18 protein-coding genes are annotated in these 20,439 nt (G+C 70.4%); 7 read left to right on the forward strand and 11 right to left on the reverse strand.

The genetic code is table 11. From position 1 onward, the window contains the following. The first annotated feature begins 9 nt into the window (after positions 1 to 9). The 3 genes from RM704_RS13085 to RM704_RS13095 all read left to right on the forward strand — a co-directional run bounded on the left by RM704_RS13085 (position 10) and on the right by RM704_RS13095 (position 1,653). Positions 10 to 423, forward strand: coding sequence for a roadblock/LC7 domain-containing protein (locus tag RM704_RS13085; RefSeq protein ID WP_004983065.1), 414 nt, complete (start codon positions 10 to 12; stop codon positions 421 to 423). A 98-nt stretch (positions 424 to 521) separates the two neighbouring features. Then, positions 522 to 1,091, forward strand: a complete 570-nt coding sequence (locus RM704_RS13090) for a DUF742 domain-containing protein (RefSeq protein ID WP_033526883.1) — start codon at positions 522 to 524, stop codon at positions 1,089 to 1,091. Further along, positions 1,072 to 1,653, forward strand: coding sequence for a GTP-binding protein (locus tag RM704_RS13095; protein ID WP_013000463.1), 582 nt, complete (start codon positions 1,072 to 1,074; stop codon positions 1,651 to 1,653). The genes RM704_RS13090 and RM704_RS13095 overlap by 20 nt, the downstream gene beginning before the upstream one ends. A gap of 153 nt (positions 1,654 to 1,806) precedes the next feature. On the opposite strand, the gene RM704_RS13100 is transcribed toward RM704_RS13095, so the two are convergent. The 3 genes from RM704_RS13100 to RM704_RS13110 form a co-directional block, all read right to left on the reverse strand. Next, on the reverse strand, positions 1,807 to 2,001 hold the full coding sequence (locus tag RM704_RS13100) for an acyl-CoA carboxylase subunit epsilon (RefSeq protein ID WP_033526882.1): 195 nt from the start codon (positions 1,999 to 2,001) through the stop codon (positions 1,807 to 1,809). Positions 2,002 to 2,058: 57 nt separating this feature from the next. Next, the gene (locus RM704_RS13105) at positions 2,059 to 3,642 is read right to left on the reverse strand and encodes an acyl-CoA carboxylase subunit beta (protein WP_033526881.1); all 1,584 of its coding nucleotides are present in this window, start codon (positions 3,640 to 3,642) and stop codon (positions 2,059 to 2,061) included. A gap of 165 nt (positions 3,643 to 3,807) precedes the next feature. Further along, positions 3,808 to 6,156: a polysaccharide lyase 8 family protein gene (locus RM704_RS13110; RefSeq protein ID WP_033526880.1), complete on the reverse strand. Its 2,349-nt coding sequence runs from the start codon at positions 6,154 to 6,156 to the stop codon at positions 3,808 to 3,810. 147 nt (positions 6,157 to 6,303) lie between these two features. On the opposite strand from RM704_RS13110, the gene RM704_RS13115 reads away from it, so the two are divergent. Further along, entirely contained in the window at positions 6,304 to 6,921 is a 618-nt protein-coding gene (locus RM704_RS13115) for a YceI family protein (protein WP_033526879.1), read from the forward strand. A gap of 229 nt (positions 6,922 to 7,150) precedes the next feature. Here RM704_RS13115 and RM704_RS13120 read toward each other — a convergent pair whose 3' ends face one another. Together RM704_RS13120 and RM704_RS13125 are read right to left on the reverse strand one after the other, a co-directional pair. Beyond that, positions 7,151 to 7,732, reverse strand: a complete 582-nt coding sequence (locus RM704_RS13120) for a YdeI/OmpD-associated family protein (protein WP_033527019.1) — start codon at positions 7,730 to 7,732, stop codon at positions 7,151 to 7,153. Positions 7,733 to 7,832: 100 nt separating this feature from the next. Further along, entirely contained in the window at positions 7,833 to 8,705 is an 873-nt protein-coding gene (locus RM704_RS13125; protein WP_033526878.1) for an aminoglycoside phosphotransferase family protein, read from the reverse strand. A 288-nt stretch (positions 8,706 to 8,993) separates the two neighbouring features. Here RM704_RS13125 and RM704_RS13130 point away from each other — a divergent pair, with 288 nt between their 5' ends. Then, positions 8,994 to 9,776: a serine protease gene (locus tag RM704_RS13130; protein ID WP_033526877.1), complete on the forward strand. Its 783-nt coding sequence runs from the start codon at positions 8,994 to 8,996 to the stop codon at positions 9,774 to 9,776. Positions 9,777 to 9,878: 102 nt separating this feature from the next. On the opposite strand, the gene RM704_RS13135 is transcribed toward RM704_RS13130, so the two are convergent. Then, entirely contained in the window at positions 9,879 to 11,264 is a 1,386-nt protein-coding gene (locus RM704_RS13135) for a hypothetical protein (RefSeq protein WP_033526876.1), read from the reverse strand. A 373-nt stretch (positions 11,265 to 11,637) separates the two neighbouring features. Here RM704_RS13135 and RM704_RS13140 point away from each other — a divergent pair, with 373 nt between their 5' ends. Continuing rightward, entirely contained in the window at positions 11,638 to 11,919 is a 282-nt protein-coding gene (locus tag RM704_RS13140) for a hypothetical protein (protein ID WP_052145982.1), read from the forward strand. Between the two features lie 99 nt (positions 11,920 to 12,018). Here the strand turns inward: RM704_RS13140 and cimA are convergent, their stop codons facing one another. The 3 genes from cimA to RM704_RS13155 all read right to left on the reverse strand — a co-directional run bounded on the left by cimA (position 12,019) and on the right by RM704_RS13155 (position 16,436). Then, the gene (cimA, locus tag RM704_RS13145; RefSeq protein ID WP_033526875.1) at positions 12,019 to 13,623 is read right to left on the reverse strand and encodes a citramalate synthase; all 1,605 of its coding nucleotides are present in this window, start codon (positions 13,621 to 13,623) and stop codon (positions 12,019 to 12,021) included. Positions 13,624 to 14,057: 434 nt separating this feature from the next. Next, entirely contained in the window at positions 14,058 to 15,143 is a 1,086-nt protein-coding gene (locus RM704_RS13150) for a branched-chain amino acid aminotransferase (RefSeq protein WP_033526874.1), read from the reverse strand. A gap of 249 nt (positions 15,144 to 15,392) precedes the next feature. After that, a complete protein-coding gene (locus RM704_RS13155) occupies positions 15,393 to 16,436 on the reverse strand; it encodes a 3-isopropylmalate dehydrogenase (RefSeq protein WP_033526873.1) in 1,044 nt (347 codons plus the stop codon). A gap of 142 nt (positions 16,437 to 16,578) precedes the next feature. Between RM704_RS13155 and RM704_RS13160 the strand changes: the two genes are divergently transcribed. Further along, the gene (locus tag RM704_RS13160) at positions 16,579 to 18,153 is read left to right on the forward strand and encodes a purple acid phosphatase family protein (protein ID WP_033526872.1); all 1,575 of its coding nucleotides are present in this window, start codon (positions 16,579 to 16,581) and stop codon (positions 18,151 to 18,153) included. A gap of 155 nt (positions 18,154 to 18,308) precedes the next feature. Here RM704_RS13160 and RM704_RS13165 read toward each other — a convergent pair whose 3' ends face one another. Together RM704_RS13165 and pruA are read right to left on the reverse strand one after the other, a co-directional pair. Further along, a complete protein-coding gene (locus RM704_RS13165) occupies positions 18,309 to 18,440 on the reverse strand; it encodes a hypothetical protein (protein ID WP_005479955.1) in 132 nt (43 codons plus the stop codon). A gap of 326 nt (positions 18,441 to 18,766) precedes the next feature. Beyond that, a complete protein-coding gene (gene pruA / locus RM704_RS13170; RefSeq protein ID WP_033526871.1) occupies positions 18,767 to 20,398 on the reverse strand; it encodes an L-glutamate gamma-semialdehyde dehydrogenase in 1,632 nt (543 codons plus the stop codon). Positions 20,399 to 20,439 lie beyond the last annotated feature (41 nt).

The following is a 20,439-nucleotide window of genomic DNA, read 5'->3' on the forward strand; positions in this document are numbered from 1 at the left end:
GTGAGCCCGATGAGCCAGGCGGCACAGAACCTGAACTGGTTGATCACCAATTTCGTGGACAACACCCCCGGGGTGTCGCACACGGTGGTGGTCTCCGCCGACGGACTCCTTCTGGCGATGTCCGAAGGGTTTCCCCGCGACCGTGCCGACCAGCTGGCGGCCGTAGCATCGGGGCTGACCTCTCTGACCGCGGGTGCCTCCCGCATTTTCGAAGGTGGCAGCGTCAATCAGACGGTTGTGGAGATGGAGCGGGGATTCCTGTTCATCATGTCCATCTCCGACGGTTCCTCGCTCGCCGTTCTCGCACATCCGGAAGCCGACATCGGCCTCATCGGGTACGAGATGGCCCTTCTGGTGGACCGTGCCGGTACGGTCCTGACGCCCGATCTTCGTGCGGAGCTCCAGGGCAGCCTGCTCAACTAACAGTCAGACGGTGCGTTTTGACGTCCCGGGGCCGTAAGGTTTCGGGACGCGGCTTCCAATGAGCCATGGATGCCAGCACAGTCGGAGGAGGAGAGAACGTGGCAACACCCCCAGGCGGTTCATCGTCGGGCAACTGGTCCTACCCTGGCCAGGGGCCGGGCCAGGGTGACCAGAACCGATACAACTTCCCCTCCGCACCGAGCCGCCAGCAGCCGTACGCGCCGCAGGGCCCCGGCCCCTCGCCGTACGACCAGCCGCCGGCGCCGCGCATCCAGCCCGTGCAGCCGCAGCGCCGCACCCCTGAACCATCGCCCGCCGGGGGGGCGACCAACCCCCTGGTGCGCCCGTACGCCATGACAGGCGGCCGCACCAGGCCGCGCTACCAGCTCGCCATCGAGGCACTGGTGCACACCACCGCGCAGCCGCACCAGATGCAGGGCCAGTTGCCCGAGCATCAGCGGATCTGCAACCTCTGCCGAGAGATCAAGTCGGTCGCCGAGATCTCGGCGCTCCTGACCATCCCCCTCGGCGTGGCCAGGATCCTCGTCGCCGACTTGGCGGAGGCGGGCCTGGTCGCCATCCATCAGCCCGGCGGCGACGAGAGCGCCGGCGGCCAGCCAGACGTGACACTGCTCGAAAGGGTGCTCAGTGGACTTCGCAAGCTCTAGCGGCGGTCCTTCCCGCTCCACCACCTCGGCGAAGATCGTGGTGGCGGGTGGCTTCGGCGTGGGCAAGACCACGTTCGTCGGGGCCGTCTCGGAGATCAACCCGCTGCGTACCGAGGCCGTGATGACGTCCGCGTCCGCGGGCATCGACGACCTCACCCACACCGGGGACAAGACGACCACCACGGTCGCCATGGACTTCGGCCGTATCACCCTCGACCAGGACCTGATCCTGTACCTGTTCGGCACCCCCGGTCAGGACCGCTTCTGGTTCATGTGGGACGACCTCGTGCGCGGCGCCATCGGCGCGATCGTGCTGGTGGACACCCGTCGTCTCGCCGACTGCTTCCCGGCCGTCGACTACTTCGAGAACAGCGGCCTGCCCTTCGTCATCGCCCTCAACGGCTTCGACGGCCAGCAGCCGTACAACCCGGACGAGGTCCGGGAGGCCCTGCAGATCGGCCCCGACACCCCGATCATCACGACGGACGCCCGCCACCGCTCGGACGCCAAGTCGGCCCTGATCACCCTGGTCGAGCACGCGCTCATGGCCCGCCTGCGGTAGCTCCGCGGCGCTCAGCCGAAGACGAGAGGGGACCCCTTCCTTTGCGGGAGGGGTCCCCTCTCGTGTCTCGTCCTGGGCTGCGGCTCCTGTCCTGGGGAGACCCGCATGAGAAAGGGCCCCCTCCATGCGGAGGGGGCCCTTTCAAGCCAGGACTCAGCGCCAGCTGTGCGGCGCCCTGAAGCCGGGCTCGCGCTCCAGGCGGCGCCAGCCCGCGCGGAGGCGGCCTCGGTGGACCGGTGTGGCCTCCGCCGGCTGCGCGGCCGCTCGGGCCATCAGCAGCGCGGTGATCGCGGCCACTTCCTCGGGCTCGGCGTGGCCCTTCTCGACGCGAATATCAGGAAGCTTCATGGGTGTCAGTCTCCGTGGGTGAGGTTTCCGCAGGGGTACCGCGAAGGAACCGTCGGGTTACTGCGGCGGGTTGCCGTGCTTGCGGGACGGCAGGTCCGCGTGCTTGGTGTGGAGCATCGCGAGGGAGCGGATGAGGACCGCGCGGGTGTCCGCGGGGTCGATCACGTCGTCCACGAGGCCACGCTCGGCCGCGTAGTACGGGTGCATCAGCTCGGCCTTGTACTCCTTGACCATCCGGACCCGCATCGCCTCGGGGTCCTCGGCCTCGGCGATCTGACGCCGGAAGATGACGTTGGCGGCACCTTCGGCGCCCATGACGGCGATCTCGTTGGTCGGCCACGCGTAGGTGAGGTCGGCCCCGATGGACTGGCTGTCCATGACGATGTAGGCACCTCCGTACGCCTTGCGCAGGATCAGGGAGATCCGGGGCACGGTCGCGTTGCAGTACGCGTACAGCAGCTTCGCGCCGTGGCGGATGATTCCACCGTGCTCCTGGTCGACGCCCGGGAGGAAGCCGGGTACGTCCAGGAGAGTGACGATCGGGATGTTGAAGGCGTCGCACATCTGCACGAATCGTGCGGCCTTCTCGCTGGCCTCGATGTCGAGGACGCCCGCGAGGGACTGCGGCTGGTTGGCGACGATGCCGACCACCTGGCCGTCGAGCCGGCCCAGGGCGCAGATGATGTTGCGGGCCCAGCGCTCGTGGACCTCCAGGTAGTCGCCGTCGTCGACGAGCTCCTCGATCACCTTGGTCATGTCGTAGGGCCGGTTGCCGTCGGCCGGGACCAGGTCGAGGAGGACCTCGCTGCGGCGGTCCGCCGGGTCGGAGGAATCGACGCGCGGCGGGTTCTCGCGGTTGTTCTGCGGGAGCATCGACAGGAGGTAGCGCACCTCGGCGATGCAGGTCTCCTCGTCGTCGTACGCGAAGTGCGCGACGCCGGAGGTCTCGGCGTGCACGTCCGCGCCGCCGAGGCCGTTCTGGGTGATCTCCTCGCCGGTGACCGCCTTGACGACGTCCGGGCCGGTGATGAACATCTGCGAGGTCTCGCGGACCATGAAGACGAAGTCGGTGAGGGCGGGGCTGTAGGCCGCGCCGCCCGCGCAGGGGCCGAGCATGACCGAGATCTGCGGGATGACACCCGAGGCCCTGGTGTTGCGCTGGAAGATGCCGCCGTATCCGGCCAGCGCCGAGACGCCCTCCTGGATCCGCGCGCCCGCTCCGTCGTTGAGCGAGACCAGCGGAGCACCGGCCGCGATGGCCATGTCCATGATCTTGTGGATCTTCGTGGCGTGGGCCTCGCCCAGGGCACCGCCGAAGATGCGGAAGTCATGGGCGTAGACGAAGACCGTACGGCCCTCCACCGTGCCCCAGCCGGTGACGACACCATCGGTGTACGGCTTCTTGGCCTCCAGGCCGAATCCGGTGGCCCGGTGCCTGCGCAGTTGTTCGACCTCGTTGAAGGAGCCCGGGTCCAGCAGCAGCTCGATGCGCTCCCGGGAGGTCAGCTTGCCCTTGGCGTGCTGCGCCTCGGTCGCCTTCTCGCTGGGGCCGGCCAACGCCTGGGCACGGATCTCGTGCAGTTCGGCCACTCGCCCGCGCGCGTCCGTCGGCTCACCCGGTGCCTCATCCAAAACGGTCATGTAGTGACCTTACGAAGCCGAGCCAGGAAAGCGGTCCGTCGACTCCGTACAGTCTCCGGCGTGTTTTCCTGGTACCCCTGAACAGAACCTCGTCGGCATGCAGTCGAACCGACTGCTCAGGGGGTGTGGGGCTTGTAGGGGTCTCACAAAGACCGGCCGGGTCGCTCAGGCGAGAGTCACGTCACAGGTGTACGTGGCGCAAGCCGTGCCGGGGGTGACGCGGAGCCGCAGCCGGCCGGCCGTGGACTCCAGCACCTCGACCGGGTCGTCCGCCCGGACCACCGCGCGGACCGGTCCGTGCCAGGTGATCTCCAACGGTTCTCCCGTGCGCGGTGGTTCGCTCACGCAGAGGGTACCGGTCCTCCCCCGGCGGCGTACCAGCACACTCGCCCCGGCGGAGGCGGTCAGCGGGCCCGCCGTGCCGGGCTGCCAGAAGTTGGCGGCGGTCAGACCGAGCGAGGGGACGTGGACGGCCTGGCATGTGCTGTCGTTGGCGAAGATCGACAACCAGCGCCGGTCGGCGGCACGGGCCTCGACGGCGTGGCGGGAGGCTCCGGGCATGAGCAGATAGGCGTAGCCGGCGTTCACCGGATCGGTGCCGTGGTCCAGCCAGAGGGTCTGCCAGCGCCGGGTGCGGCGTTCGGTCGTACCCCCGGTGTTGATGTCGGACCAGGCGCCGGCGCGGTCCTCGCGCAGGGTGCGCAGGGCGCCGTCCGACCGTGTCTCGGGGAAGACCCAGCCGCCGTGCCCTTCCAGATGCGCCCAGCGCCGGCCCCGCAGGAGGGCCTGGGGTGCCGTGGCGGTGGGCTCCCCCAGGTTCCGGTTGTCGACCACCGTCTCCACCGGCACCCCGTCCGCGCAGGTGATCCCCGCGCCGAGGCAGATGACGGCGTCCGCGACGCAGAACCACGACTTGTGGGCCCGGAGGGTGGAGCCGAGCCCCGCGAGGTGCTGGCCGACGGTCGCGTACTCGCCGTCGGTCGTACCGCCGACCCAGCGGACCGCGGGCTTCGGCGCGCCCCATTCGCCGCCCTCACGGTCGGCGAGCCGCTTGGTGGAGACGGTGGTGCCGGGGAGGCGGTACCAGTCGACGGTGGGCCAGAACCAGTTCGTGTACTGGTCGCCGTGTCCGTCGGCCCACCACAGGGTCGCTCCCGAACCCGTGTGCCAGCCGCGCGGGTTCTCGCCGTTGCCGCACTCGTAGTGGGCGATGCGGTCGGAGGCCATGGCGATGTTCACCGTGAAGGCGGGGCGGCGGTGGACGGCCCTGTCCATGGCCGGAAAGAGGCGGTGGCCGACGGGTTCGGGCGCGGCGGCGACCGGGGAGGCGGCGACGGCGTGCAGCCGGGCCAGGTCCGCGACACCGAACTGTCGCGCCGTGAGGATCGGTGTCACCGTGTCGCGTTCGATCCAGCCCTTGATCCGCGCGTGCCACCGCTCACGTTCGGCGGCGGTGGCCCCGAGCGCGAGCAGGGCGATCGCGGCGATGATCGCCTGACCGTGGAAGTGGTCGCTCCGCATGATGTGCCGGTCGTCGCCCTTGAGGTAACCGCGGCTGATGGCACGGCCGTTGACGCTGTCCATCACCAGGCCGTCGTGGATGAGCGGCGCGTAGGCCCGCTCCACGCCGTCGAGCACGATCTGCCGGTCGGGATCGGTCACCGCCCAGCTCGACCCGGCCAGCAGCGCGAAGAGCCTGGCCAGGCCGTCGAGCATGACCTGCCCGTACGTTCCCGAGTAGGCGACCCAGGTGTGCTGCACGAACGAGCCGTCGGCGTAGAGGCCGTCGCCCCGGGTCACGTACGGGAAGACGGGTGAGAGGGCGTCACGGGCGAGGGCGATCTTCTCGGGGGCGCGGCCGAGGATGCCGCACAGGGCGACGGAGCGGCACAGGTCGACGCGGTTGGCGCCGGTGGAGGTGCCGGTGTACTCGCGGAGCATCGTGTCGGGGATGAAGTGGTCGACGGCCGCGAAGGCGTCCGCCCTGCGGGCGGGTCCCAGTTCGTCGTACAGGGCCGCGACGATGTCCAGCAGGAGACGGGGGCTGCCGATCTGCCACTCCCACCAGTTGCCGTAGCGGATGGTGCCGGGGTGGTAGACGGTCGCGCCGAGGTGGTCGAGGCCGCGCAGGACATCGGCGAGGAGGGCGGCGTCGCCGGTGCGGCCGGTACCGGGTCGGGCGTACGCCTGGGCCATGGTCCACAGGCGGCTGTAGCTCTGGGTGATTCCGGCGGGCGGGTCGAAGGGGTGGCCCGGCCAGAGGGAGTCGGCGGTGGGCGCCATGGCCGCGCGGAAGGCGTGGGCGAGGTCGCCGGTCTCGCGCAGGCGGGTGGCGTAGGGCTCGGCGGCGGGGTCGTAGCCGTCGCCGAGCGCGATGGCGAGCCAGCGGTGGCGGAGGGTGTCGTACTCGTCCTCGGCGGGCTCCGCGGCGTCCGCGGTGGGGCCGGGCGCGGTCGCCGCCGCGAGGGTCGCGGCGAGGAGCAGGACGGTGCGGCGTGTGGGGGTCATGCCCATGCCGTGTATCACCTGGGCGCCGCAGGATCAACAACGCGTGACACGACGATCACCCAACCGACAAGGTTGAAACTTGAACGGAATAGGACTACGGTGGGCCGTGTTCAGTTCGTTGAACATTGAACGACATCACTCAAGGAGCACGTCATGGGCATCTTCGGCCGCAGCACCACGACCACCGAGACCGCCGCCACCACGGCGACCACCTCCGCGGTGAACCCCGAGCTCGCCGCCCTGACCGGCGACTACACGATCGACGCGTCCCACACCACGATCGGCTTCACGGCCCGCCACGCCATGGTCACCAACGTCAAGGGCGCCTTCCTCGACTTCTCCGGAAGCCTGCACCTGGACGGCACGGACCCGTCCCGGTCCACCGCCTCCATCGACGTCAAGATGGAGAGCATCGACACCGGCAACGCCGACCGTGACGGTCACCTGAAGAGCGCTGACTTCTTCAAGACGGAGGAGTTCCCGACGATGACCTTCCGCTCCACCAAGGCGGAGGCCCTCGGCGGCGACGACTACCGCATCACCGGCGACCTCTCCATCCTCGGTACGACCAAGCCCCTCACCATCGACCTGGAGTTCAACGGCGCCGCGAAGGACCCCTTCGGCAACGAGCGCGTCGGCTTCGAGGGCAAGGCGGAGATCCTGCGCTCCGAGTGGGGCCTGACGTGGAACGCGGCGCTGGAGACCGGCGGCGTCCTGGTGTCGGACAAGATCAAGCTCACCTTCGACATCTCGGCGATCCGGAACGCGTGACCCCCTGGGCGGCGACGCCGCCCGGTCTTGACCACCGCTGAGCACCCTCGCCCTTCGACTGCCCTCCGGGCAGGCGGGCGAGGGCTCGGCATGTCGGCAGTTCGGCACGCGGGCACCCCGCTCGACGTGCGAGGGACGACGCCGCCGGAGCGCTGAACTCGCCGCGCGTCCGTCATCGGACGGCGCATCTGCCATCGGATCGCGCTTCCGTCATCAGATCGCGCGTCCGTCATCGGATCGCGCGTCCCTCCTCCAGCCTGGTGACCGCCGCCGCCGAGCGGGCCGCCCGCTGTGACGGGGTACGCGCCCGCAGGACGCCGAGCATGGCGAGGTACCGCTCCGTCCTGCCGAGCGCCTCGAAGGCGGCCTTCGCGCTAGGGCTTCGCTCCAGTGCGGCCGCGAGGTCCTCAGGGACGACGGCGTTCTTCTGCGACTCGTACGCCGCCGCCCACCGGCCGTCCGCCCGCGCCGCGGCCACCTCCGCGAGACCGCCGGCCCGCATCCGCCCGGCGGCGGTCAGCTCCGTCACCCGCCGCACGTTCACCATGGACCAGTCGGCGCCCGGCCGACGCGGGGTGATCCGCTGGAGGAAGTACGAGGCGTCGAGCCGGCGCCGGACCCCGGTGATCCACCCGTGGCACAGTGCGACGTCATTGACGTCACCGGCGTCGACGGAACGCACCCCGGCCCCCTTCTTGGCGACCTTGACCCAGAGGCCGCCGGACGGCGGAGCGGAGTGGGCGGCCAGCCAGGCGTCGAGGTGGTCGGCGTCGGGGAACGCGCGGGCTTCCACGGCTTCGTGAGTGGTCATGCCCAGCACGGTAGAACGGCTCTAGGACGGATTCTGTCCTAGATTCCGAGATTCCTGGAGCCCTGGATTCCTGGAGCCTGGAGCCTGGAGCCCTGGAGTCTCAGACGACCGCGTCCTCCAGTACGCGGTCGAGCACCCGGCGCTGCTGTCCCTCCGGGTCGGGGCCGGCCAGTCCCGCCGTGCTGATCAGGGCCTTCCACAGCGCCCAGGCCCGGGCCCGTCGCCAGGCGTCGTCGGGCAGGCCGACGGCCTCGCGGAAGACCTTCCTCTCCTCGCCGGTGAAGTGGTTCCAGGCGATGACGAGGTCGCACGCCGGGTCGCCGACGCCGGAGGAGCCGAAGTCGATGACGGCGGAGAGAACCCCGTCGGTGGCGAGGAGGTTCCCGACGGAGACGTCACCGTGGAACCACGTCGGCGGGTAGGGCCAGGCGGACGTCAGCGCCTGCGCCCACACGGCCCGGCAGGCCGCGACGTCGACGGAGTCGGCCAGCCGCTCCAGGGCCGCCTCGACCTCGTCGCCGTAGACGCCGGGCTGACAGCCACGGAAGTACGAGTGCCGTCCGGCGGCCGGGCCCCGCCCGACCGGCGCCTCGCGCAGTCGGGTGAGGAAGTCGCCGAGGTCACGGGCGAGCCGCGTCCCGTCGACGCCCGTCGCGACCTCGACCGTCTCCCCCGGAATCCACCGCCGCACCGACCAGGGGAACGGGTACCCCACCCCGGGCGCCCCGACGGCGACCGGCTCCGGCACGGGCAGCGGCACATGCCGGGCCAGCTCGGGCAGACATCGGTCCTCCTTGGCCACGGCTGCCACATAGCCCTCCGCGCTGGGCAGACGAACCGTCAATCGCTCCCCGAGCCGGAAGGTCCGGTTGTCCCAGCCCTGCCGGTCGACGGCTCTGACCGGGAGGTCGCTCCACTGCGGGAACTGGCTTGAGATCAGGGCGCGTACGAGCTCGGTCGAGATGTCGATCACCGGATCAGTGTGCGCGGTTCTCCGGTGCCGCCGCACTCCGTTTTCCCGCAGAACGTTCGTGGGACGTTCTGCGGGACGTTCGTGGGCAGGCAGCAAGGCTGGCTGGTTCGCGCCCCTTGTGTGAGGGCTTCCGGCGTTCTCATAATCCTGCAACAGAAATTGACCTGGGCATGCCACCAGAGGCGATTTCATGTCGCCTGATTGGCATGTCTGCGTCATGCCTGCGGTTCGGCAGTACGCGTCATCGCACGACTCATCGCATGTCAACCCCCCACGGAAGGCATCACGTTGAAGCGACTCATCACCGCTCTGAAGAGATGCGCGGCTGTCGGTGCCGCCGCGCTCGCGATCGCCAGCCTGCAGCCCGTGTCGGCGGCGACGGCCGCGCCGGCGCCGGTGGTCGGCGGCACGCGGGCCGCGCAGGGCGAGTTCCCGTTCATGGTCCGGTTGTCGATGGGCTGTGGCGGTTCGTTGTACACGCAGCAGATCGTGCTCACGGCCGCGCACTGTGTCGGCGCGACCGGCAACAACACCAGCTACACGGCCACGGCCGGTGTCGTGGACCTCCAGAGCACCAGCGGCCGGGTGCAGGTCCGCTCGACCAAGGTGTACCGGGCCCCCGGTTACAACGGCGACGGCAAGGACTGGGCGCTCATCAAGCTGGCCTCGCCCATCAACCTCCCGACGCTGAAGATCGCCACGACCACCGCGTACAACTCCGGCACCTTCACGGTGGCCGGCTGGGGCGCCGCCACCCAGGGCGGCGCGCAGCAGCGGTACATGCTCAAGGCGACCGTGCCGTTCGTGAGCGACGCGACCTGCCGTTCCTACAGCGGCTACGGCGGGCTCATCGCCGCCGAGGAGATCTGCGCCGGGTACGCGGCGGGTGGCGTCGACACCTGCCAGGGCGACTCGGGCGGTCCGATGTTCCGTCGGGACAACGCCAACCAGTGGATCCAGGTCGGCATCGTCAGCTGGGGCATAGGCTGCGCCCAGCCCAACGCCCCCGGTGTCTACACCGAGGTGTCCACCTTCGCGTCCCAGATCGCGGCGGCCGCGGCCACTCTCTGACCGACGCCCCGCAGCACTCTCGTACGACGTCCACGGGCCCGGCGGCTCCCAGCGCCGGGCCCGTGTCCGTACCCACGGTCGGCCTACGGCGAGAACGGGGCGTCAGAAGCCTCCGCCGAAGTCCCCACCGCCGCCACCGAAATCACCGCCTCCGCCGAAGTCCCCGCCGCCGAAACCACCGCTGAAGTCGTCCGTGTCGAAGTCGCCGCCCGAGACGTCGCCGCCGCCGTAGCCGGAGGCCGCGCCGAAGTCGCCGTAACCGGAGCCGTACATGGCGGCGTACGAGGGGGTGGCCATCATGCTGCCGAGCATGGTCCCGACGAGGAGGCCGGGGAGGAGACCGCCGCCGTAGTAGCCGCCCGCCCAGGGGCCGTAGGCCGGGCCGGCGTCCCAGTAGGGGCGGCGGGCTCCGGACACCGTCTCCACCTCGCGGATCATGGGGTCATCGCCGTCGGCGAGGCGGGCCCGGTCGGCGGCGCAGACCGGGACCTCGCGTGCGGTGCCGACGCCCGGGGTCCACAGGACGTCCGCGACCGACGGACCGTGGCGGGGGTCGAAGAAGCAGGGCGCGCGGCGCTCCGGCAGGGGGCGGCCCTCCCTGCGGGCGGCGAGCTGGGCCAGGGAGAAGCGGCCGTCCTCCAGGGTCTGGGTCACCGCGCGGACCTCCTCGGGGCGGGTGGTCGCCGCCATGAGGGACTTGGCCTTCTCGTAGGCGTCCAGGGCCCGTTCGTAGTCGGCGCGCATCGCGTCGTCGGCGCCCGCCTCGGCGGGGTGGAAGTCCAGGCGCTCCAGTTCCTCGCCGAAGGCCGTGATGTCCTCGTCCACCACCACGGAGAGCTTGGCCAACGCCTCGCGGCGTTCCTCCTCCTTGCGCCGCCGGTTGCGGCGGACCAGCGCGTACGCGCCGACGCCGCCCGCCACCACGACCGCGCCCGCCGCGGCCAGGGCACCGGCGTCCACGCCCGCGTCGCCGCCGTCGCTCCAGCTCGACGGGGCCGTGCCGCCCGGGTTGCTGCGCAGGGCGTCGTCCACGAAGTCGTTGAGCTGGGCCTTCGGGTCGCCGGCGCCCTGGACCGCCGTGACCAGGTTGGCGACGGCCTCCTGGCTCAGGACACTGCTGTCGGCCCGGGCGTCGAAGCGGTCGCCGAGGCGGACCCCGTAGAGGCCGGTGACGCCCGTCTCGGTGCGGAGGTTCTGGAAGAGGTTCTCGCTCGGGTAGCCGGCAGGGAGGACCGCCACGAAGATCGGCTCGTCGGCGTCCTCGATCTTGTCGGCGAGGGCCTCGGCGTCCGCCGCGGAGAGCAGGTCGGTGGCGGCCGGGTCGACGTAGACGGGGCCCTCACGCAGGGCCGCGGCCACCGTCGACAGGTCGGTGGCCCCGTGTGCGCTCGGCGCACCGACCGACAGCACCGCCAGGATCGCCAGCGCCATCGCGGCGAACGGCACCATGAGGAGGCGGAGCAGACGTCGAACCGGTGCGCCCTTCATACCTTCGAAGCTACCTCGTTCAGCCACAAAACGGACGATCCGCTTTCGTGACCCGATGGGAGCGGACCGTCGACTTGGGCGGACGCCGAACGGCTGCACAACGTTCGAAGGGGTTCGGACCAGGTCCTGGCGCCGGCGAAACGGGGGCGAGCGGTTGCTGCGGAGGGTGCCGGCGATGGTGGGAGCGGTCGGCGGGGCGACGCTGTTGAGCGGTTGCCACGGCCCGGGAGCTGCCGCTCGTGGCCATGTCGGTGGACGACGACGGGACGCCCAGGGCGCTGCTGCGGCCGTGCGGGGACGAGACCTACCGTGGCCCGCTGCTGACGGGCTGGGCCGGCTCCTTCGAGGACCAGCCGAGGGACGACGACGTGGCGTGGACATCACCCTCTGGCGGGCGGAAGGGGAACGGTCGGGCGACACCGCGTTCGCACTCTTCTCGCCGCCACCCGCGTGGAGGGCCGACGGCGAGGGTGAGCGTCGATTGCTGCCGGACCGCACCTACCAGTTCACCTTCACCCACCACGAGGACGACTACAACGGCACGGTCGCCTTCACCGCCGGGGACCTCTCCGGTCTGGGGACCGGGCAGGTGTGTGCCGACGACCGGGCGATGGACCTCGACGAGTTCGAGGAATTCGCCGAGGAGTCGTGCTGAGGAGGCGTGCTGAGGAGCGGACCGGCCCGGTGCGCCGAGCGGGCGGCCACGGACCGCCCGCGGCCGCCCCGCGCATCCCGTCCACCGACTCGCGGCCGATCACTCCGCCGGTTCGACACCCGCGCGCAGCAACCCGTAGGTGTACGCGTCCTCCAGCGCCTGCCAGGACGCGGCGATGACGTTCTCGGCGACACCGACCGTGGACCACTCCCCCGCACCGTCCGTGGTGGAGATCAGCACACGCGTCGTGGAGTTGGTGCCGTGCTTGCCCTCCAGGATGCGGACCTTGTAGTCGACCAGCTCCAGCTTGGCGAGCTGGGGGTAGATCTTCTCCAGGGCGACGCGCAGGGCGCGGTCGAGCGCGTTGACGGGGCCGTTGCCCTCGGCCGTGGCGACGATGCGCTCGCTCTTGGCCCACAGCTTGACGGTGGCCTCGTTGGCGTGGCTGCCGTCGGGGCGGTCCTCGACGATGGCCCGCCAGGACTCCGTGCGGAAGTACCGCTGCGGCTTGCCCGCGACCTCGTCGCGCAGGAGGATCTCGAAGCTGGCGTCCGCGGCCTCGTAGGTGTAGCCCCGTAGTTCGCGCTCCTTGACCCGCTCGACGACCCGGCCGACCAGCTCCCGGTCGTCGCCGAGATCGACGCCCAGCTCCTTGCCCTTGAGCTCGATGGAGGCACGGCCCGCCATGTCGGAGACCAGCATCCGCATGGTGTTGCCGACCTGCTCGGGGTCGATGTGCTGGTACAGGTCCGGGTCGACCTTGATCGCGGACGCGTGCAGGCCGGCCTTGTGCGCGAACGCCGAGACACCGACGTAGGGCTGGTGGGTGGAGGGGGTGAGGTTGACGACCTCGGCGATCGCGTGCGAGATCCGCGTCATCTCGCGCAGGGCGCCCTCGGGGAGGACCTTCTTGCCGTACTTCAGCTCCAGGGCGGCGACGACCGGGAAGAGGTTGGAGTTGCCGACGCGCTCGCCGTAACCGTTGGCGGTGCACTGGACGTGGGTGGCGCCGGCGTCGACGGCGGCCAGGGTGTTGGCGACCGCGCAGCCGGTGTCGTCCTGGGCGTGGATGCCGAGGCGGGCGCCGGTGTCGGCCAGCACGGTCGCGACGACGGCCTGGACCTGCGCCGGCAGCATGCCGCCGTTGGTGTCGCAGAGGATCACCACGTCGGCGCCGGCCTCGGCGGCGGCGCGGACGACGGCCTTGGCGTACTGGGGGTTGGCCCGGTAGCCGTCGAAGAAGTGCTCGCAGTCGACGAAGACCCGGCGGCCCTCGGAGCGGAGGTGGGAGACGGTGTCGCGGACCATCTCCAGGTTCTCGTCGAGCGTGGTGCGCAGGGCGAGTTCCACATGACGGTCGTGGGACTTGGCGACCAGGGTGATCACCGGGGCGCCGGAGTCGAGCAGGGCCTTGACCTGCGGGTCCTCACTGGCCTTGCCGCCCGCGCGGCGGGTGGCGCCGAACGCCACCAGCTGGGCGTGCTTGAAGTCGATCTCCTTCTGCGCGCGGGCGAAGAACTCGGTGTCGCGCGGGTTCGCGCCGGGCCAGCCGCCCTCGATGAAGCCGACGCCGAAGTCGTCCAGGTGCCGTGCGATGGCCAGCTTGTCCGCGACGGTGAGGTTGATGCCCTCGCGCTGGGCGCCGTCGCGCAGGGTGGTGTCGAAGACGTGGAAGGAGTCGTCGAGTTCGCTGGTTTCCGTCATGGTGTCAAGGCTCCTGCTGTTGGATCCCGCTGGATCACGGTCTGTACCGGAATGACCGGCTCCACCGCCCCCAATGCTCCCTCACGCTGCGCTCCCGGCTGAAGGTGGGCCAGAAAAGCGAAAAACCCCTCGCGGGTGCGAGAGGTCTGCGCGCGGGTCGAGGACGACGGTGTCCGCCCGTACGTGGTCGTACGTGGCGGTCACTGCGGACCGGCGCGCCTGCTGCCGATAATCATGGCGAACGAGAGCACGGGGGCAGTCTGGCACAGACCGTCCCCGTGCTCACCGTCCGTCTCAGGATGCGAACAGCGCGCTGATCACTTCACGGTCGTCGCGACGAGGTCCTCGGCGGTCTGCGCCGTTCTCCCCGAGCGCGGCAGGGCCGCCGCGGACGCATCGTCCGTGGCGGCCCCGGAGGGAATCGACGGCCGGCGTCAGCCCAGCTCGTGCATCCAGCCGTGCTTGTCCTCGGCCGTGCCGCGCTGGATGTTCAGCAGCGCCTCGCGGAGCTTGAGGGTGACGGGACCGGGCTCGCCGCCGGACTGCTGCCAGGCGGCGCCGGTGCGCTTGACCGTGCCGACGGGGGTGATGACGGCGGCCGTACCGCAGGCGAAGACCTCGGTGAGGGCGCCGCTCTCGGAGTCGGCCTGCCACTGGTCGATGGAGATCCGGCCCTCCTCGGCGGTGTAGCCGAGGTCGGCGGCGACCGTCAGCAGGGAGTCGCGGGTGACGCCCTCCAGGATGGAGCCGGTGAGGGAGGGGGTGACGATGCGGTCGCCGTACACGAAGTACAGGTTCATGCCGCCGAGTTCCTCGACCCACTTGCGCTCGACCGCGTCGAGGTAGCAGACCTGGGCGCAGCCCTCGGCCGCCGCCTCGGCCTGGGCGAGGAGGGAGGCGGCGTAGTTGCCGCCGGTCTTGGCGTCGCCCATGCCGCCGGGCACGGCGCGGACGTGGTCCTCGGAGACCCAGATCGAGACCGGCTGCACTCCGCCGGGGAAGTAGGCGCCGGCCGGGGAGGCGATCACCAGGAAGAGGTACTCGCCCGCCGGCTTGACGCCCAGGCCGACCTCGGTGGCGATCATGAAGGGGCGGAGGTAGAGGGACTCCTCGCCCCCGTGGGCGGGGACCCAGCCCTGGTCCTGCTTCACCAGCACGTCGCAGGCCTCGATGAACGTCTCGACCGGCAGTTCCGGCATACCGAGCCGACGGGCGGAGGCCTGGAAGCGCCTGGCGTTCTTCTCCGGACGGAAGGTGGCGACGGAGCCGTCGGGCTGCCGGTAGGCCTTCAGTCCCTCGAAGATCTCCTGGGCGTAGTGCAGGACCATGGTGGCCGGGTCCAGGGAGAGCGGCGCGTACGGAACGAGCTGGCCGTCGTGCCAGCCACGACCCTCGGTCCACTTGATGACGACCATGTGGTCGGTGAAGTGGCGGCCGAAACCGGGGTTGGCCAGAACCGCGTCGCGCTCGGCGTCGGAGAGCGGACTGGCGGAGGGCTTGAGCTCGATCGTGGGCGTCATGAGTGGGTGTCCTTCACCGGTTGTGTGTGACGGGCCGCGCTCACATCCGTACTCCAGTGGCGAGTGCTAGGGCGTCCGAGCATTCCCTCGTTCGGCGGCTCCGCGTTCGATTATCGCAAGCGGAGTCGGCGGAAGAAAACGGCGTGAATGCGACCCGGGGATGATGGTGGCACCCGGCGGGGACATGCGGAAGCCGCCGGGTGCGGTAGCGACCCGGCGGCTTCGAAAGATCTCGAGTGGCGCGGCGGGTCAGCCGGCTACTCGTACGGCGAGGGCGTCGCCGATCTCGGCCGTCGAACGGGCGGGCTTCCCGACGCGCTCCGCGAGGTCGGCGGAGACGGCCTCCTCGATCGCCGTGGCCTCGGCCTCGTAGCCGAGGTGGCGCAGGAGCAGGGCGACGGACAGGACCGTGGCGGAGGGGTCGGCCTTGCCCTGGCCGGCAATGTCCGGGGCCGAGCCGTGCACGGGCTCGAACATGGACGGGAAGTCGCCGGAGGGGTTGATGTTGCCGGAGGCCGCGACGCCGATGCCGCCGGAGACGGCCGCGGCGAGGTCGGTGATGATGTCACCGAAGAGGTTGTCGGTGACGATGACGTCGAACCGGGCCGGGTCGGTGACCAGGTAGATCGTGGCCGCGTCGACGTGGATGTAGTCGGTGGTGACCTCGGGGAACTCCTCGGCCACCTTGTTGAAGATGTTCGTCCACAGGTGACCGGCGAAGGTCAGCACGTTGTTCTTGTGGACGAGGGTGAGCTTCTTGCGCGGGCGGGCCTGGGCGCGGGCGAACGCGTCACGGACCACGCGCTCGACACCGAAGGCCGTGTTCACCGAGACCTCGGTGGCGACCTCGTGCTCGGTGCCCTTGCGGATGGTGCCGCCGTTGCCGGTGTACGGGCCCTCGGTGCCCTCACGGACCACGACGAAGTCGATCTCGGGCTGGCCGGCGAGCGGGGTGGCGACACCCGGGAGCAGCTTCGACGGGCGCAGGTTCACGTGGTGGTCGAAGGCGAAGCGGAGCTTGAGCAGGAAGCCGCGCTCCAGGACCCCGGAGGGGACGCTCGGGTCGCCGATCGCGCCCAGCAGGATCGCGTCGTGCCGCTTCAGCGCGTCGAGGTCGGCGTCGGTGAGGGTCTCACCGGTGGCGTGGTAGCGCTGGGCGCCGAAGTCGTACTCCTTGGTCTCCAGCTTCACATCCTGCGGAAGGACGGCGGAGAGGACCTTGAGCCCCTGGGCCACGACTTCCTGACCGATGCCGTCACCGGGGATCACTGCGAGATTGAGGCTGCGAGACATGACGGCACCGTACTCCTGGTCCCACGGGATGACACAAGGTGTCCGCGATACGGACGCACGGTCGGGTGACGCTGCCCACACGTCACCACGCGTTCACCCGTACGGGGGGCGGGTGTTGGAATTCGCTGGGAACTTCGTCGACATGGATATACCCGACTTCGGCATCCCGCCGCAGCTCGCGCGCCGGATGAGCATGGCCGAGCAGCACGAGTACCTGCGTACGAAGCTGTCACGGCGCCGCACGCTGGTGACCGCCGGCTCACTGGCGGCGGGCGGGCTGCTGACCGGCTGCGGCGGTTCCGATTCGTCGGCCTCACCGAACGCGACGACGTCGGCCCCCTCGCCCGCCACCTCCAAGGCGCCCGGTTCCGTGGTCACCCCGTTCGGGCGTCATCTGGCCTTCGGCAGCGACCCGAGGACGCGGATGCGGATCTCCTGGCAGGTGCCGCTCGCGGTGCGGAAACCGTACGTGCGGGTGGGCCTGAAGCCCGATGAGCTGACCCGGAAGGTCGAGGCGGAGGTCCGCGACCTGCACACGCCGGGGATCGAGGGAGTGCGCCTGGAGCTGGAGCAGTACTACCTGCACGCGGCCCTGGACGGCCTGCGTCCCGGGACGACGTACTACTACGGCGTCGGCCACGAGGGCTTCGACCCGGCCGCCCCCGCCCACCGCTCCACGATCGGCACCTTCCGCACGGCGCCCGCCGCACCGGAGAAGTTCGTGTTCACCGCCTTCGGCGACCAGGGCGTCGGCAAGGCCGCGGCGGCGAACGACAACCTGATCGTCCGTCAGAAGCCGGCCTTCCATCTCCACGCCGGCGACATCTGCTACGCCAACGGCAACGGCAAGGGCGTGGAGTCGGACGGCTACGACCCCGGGTTCTGGGACCTGTTCCTCAAGCAGAACGAGCCGGTGGCCAGGTCCGTGCCGTGGATGGTGACGACCGGCAACCACGACATGGAGGCCTGGTACTCGCCGGACGGCTACGGCGGTCAACTCGCCCGCTGGTCCCTCCCGGACAACGGCTTCGACCCCCGTTCCGCGCCGGGGGTGTACGCGTTCACCTACGGCAACGTCGGCTTCGTGGCGCTGGACGCGAACGACGTGTCGTACGAGATCCCCGCCAACCTCGGCTACTCGGGCGGCCGGCAGACCAAGTGGCTGGACAAGAAGCTGGGGGAGCTGAGGGCCGCGAAGGGCGTGGACTTCATCGTCGTCTTCTTCCACCACTGCGCCTACTCGACGTCCGCGCACGCCTCCGACGGCGGAGTCCGTGACGCGTGGCTGCCGCTGTTCGCGAAGCACCAGGTGGACCTGGTGATCAACGGCCACAACCACGTCTACGAGCGGACCGACGCCGTCAAGGACGGCGAGGTCGGCAGGGCGGTACCGGTCGGCGCGTCGACCGACCCGACCCGGGACGGGATCGTGTACGTCACGGCGGGCGGCGGTGGGCGCGATCTGTACGGCTTCCCCTCAGGCGTGAAGGAGAGCTACGAGGGGCACGTCACCCGCCATGAGGCCGTGGAGACCTTCGAGTGGACCAGGTCGCGCAGGTCGAAGGCGGAGACGGTGGAGTGGTCGCGGGTGCGCTACCGGGGGTTCTCGCTGCTCTCGGTGGAGGCCACAGGCGGTGCGCGACCTGCTCTGAAGGTGTCGGCGCTGGCGCAGAACGGCGACCGCATCGACCACTTCGAGGTGCGGCGCGGGGCATGAGTGCGGCGCGGGACATGAGTCGGCGCGGAGCGTGAGTCCGGCGCGGGGCGCGGACGGCTCGTGAGGCCGCTTCGGGGCGCGGCACGGCGCGTAGGTCGTCGTCCCACTCGCCGCACCGCACCCCGAACGGGTGCGGCTCCCGGCTGGTGGGGCGCTCAGTGCCCGGTCGAGCCGCCGTTGTCCCGGCGGTCGAGGGCGCGCTGCAGGGCGGCTGCGGCGTTCTTGCGGTCGGACTCGGTGGTCCGGGAAACGTGGCGGACTCGGCGGCGGACGGTCGTCTCGGCCATGGGGAATCGACTCCTTCGAGGCAATCCGGAGTACGGAAACGGGAGGGTTGCGAGACGCCGGATGGGGCGGGGAGCGGGGCCGCAGGGGTTGCCTGCCTAGGGCTCCGGCTCACGTCCGCCATTCGCTGGATCGAGCGAGACGTTCGGCTCCTACAAAGCTAGGTGAGCGCGGCGCATCTGTCTCCACAATTAGTCGGACTTCCTACTATCTGAGACGGTGGATTGGATCACACCCCTCTGACCTGCGCTTTCTTGGATTCCCCCGGATACGGCAGCGCCCGGCCCCTCCTCGACGGAGGGGCCGGGCGCGCTGTCGGTGGCGGGCGTCAGCCCATGTGCGGGTACGAGTAGTCGGTCGGCGGGACCAGGGTCTCCTTGATGGCTCGGGTCAGGGTCCAGCGCATCAGGTTCTGGGGGGCACCGGCCTTGTCGTTGGTGCCGGAGGCACGGCCGCCGCCGAAGGGCTGCTGGCCGACGACGGCGCCGGTGGACTTGTCGTTGATGTAGAAGTTGCCGGCCGCGTAGCGGAGCTTGTCCATCGTGTACGCGGCGGCCGCGCGGTCGCCCGAGATGACCGAACCCGTCAGGGCGTACGCCGACACCGACTCCATCTGGGTCAGCATCTCCTCGTACCGGTCGTCCTCGTAGACGTGCACGGCGAGGAACGGGCCGAAGTACTCGGTGGTGAAGACCTCGTTCGTCGGGTCGGTGCACTCGACGACGGTCGGGCGGACGAAGTAGCCGACCGAGTCGTCGTAGGAGCCGCCGGCGACGATCGTGCAGGTCGGGTCGGACTTGGCGCGGTCGATGGCGGCCTTGTTCTTGGCGAAGGAGCGTTCGTCGATGACTGCGCCGATGAAGTTGGACAGATCGGTGACGTCGCCCATGGTCAGGTACTCGACCTCGGCGGCGAACTCCTCCTTGAAGCCGGAGTTCCAGATCGACGCCGGGATGTAGGCCCGGGAGGTCGCGCTGCACTTCTGGCCCTGGTACTCGAAGGCGCCACGGGTGAGGGCGGTCTTGAGCACGGCGCGGTCGGCGCTCGGGTGCGCGACCACGAAGTCCTTGCCGCCGGTCTCGCCGACGAGGCGGGGGTAGGACCGGTACTTCTCGATGTTGGCGCCGACCGTCTTCCACAGGTACTGGAAGGTCTTGGTCGAGCCGGTGAAGTGGATGCCGGCGAGGTCACGGTGTTCGAGGGCCACCTTGGAGACCTCGATGCCGTCGCCCGTGACGAGGTTGATGACGCCCTTGGGCAGACCCGCCTCCTCCAGCAGCCGCATGAGCAGGACGGCGGCGTGGGTCTGCGTCGGGGACGGCTTCCACACCACCACGTTGCCCATCAGCGCCGGGGCGGTCGGCAGGTTGCCCGCGATGGCCGTGAAGTTGAACGGCGTGATCGCGTAGACGAAGCCCTCCAGCGGGCGGTGGTCGAGGCGGTTCCACACGCCCGGGGAGTTGGCCGGGGGCTGCTCGGCGAGCAGGTCACGGGCGTACTTGACGTTGAAGCGCCAGAAGTCGACCAGCTCGCAGGGACAGTCGATCTCGGCCTGCTGGGCGGTCTTCGACTGGCCGAGCATGGTGGAGGCGGCCAGCGTCTCGCGCCACGGGCCGGCGAGGAGGTCGGCGGCGCGCAGGATGATCGCGGCGCGGTCGTCGAAGGACATCGCGCGCCAGGCGGGCGCGGCGGCGAGGGCCGCGTCGATGGCGTCCTGGGCGTCCTGCCCGGTGGCGTTGGCGTAGGTGCCGAGGCGGGCCTTGTGGTTGTGCGGCTGCACCACGTCGAAGCGGTCACCGCCGCCCATCCGCTTCTCGCCGCCGATGGTCATCGGCAGGTCGATCGGGTTCTCGGCCAGCTCCTTCAGCTTGACCTCCAGCCGGGCGCGCTCGGGCGAGCCGGGGGCGTAGCCGTGCACCGGCTCGTTGACGGGGGTGGGGACCTGGGTCACAGCGTCCATGGGTTCCGTAACTCCTTACTGAGCGGTGTGGGGCGAGCCGT

The sequence above is a fragment of the Streptomyces gottesmaniae genome (genome assembly GCF_031845845.1).
GTDB classification, from domain to species: domain Bacteria; phylum Actinomycetota; class Actinomycetes; order Streptomycetales; family Streptomycetaceae; genus Streptomyces; species Streptomyces akebiae.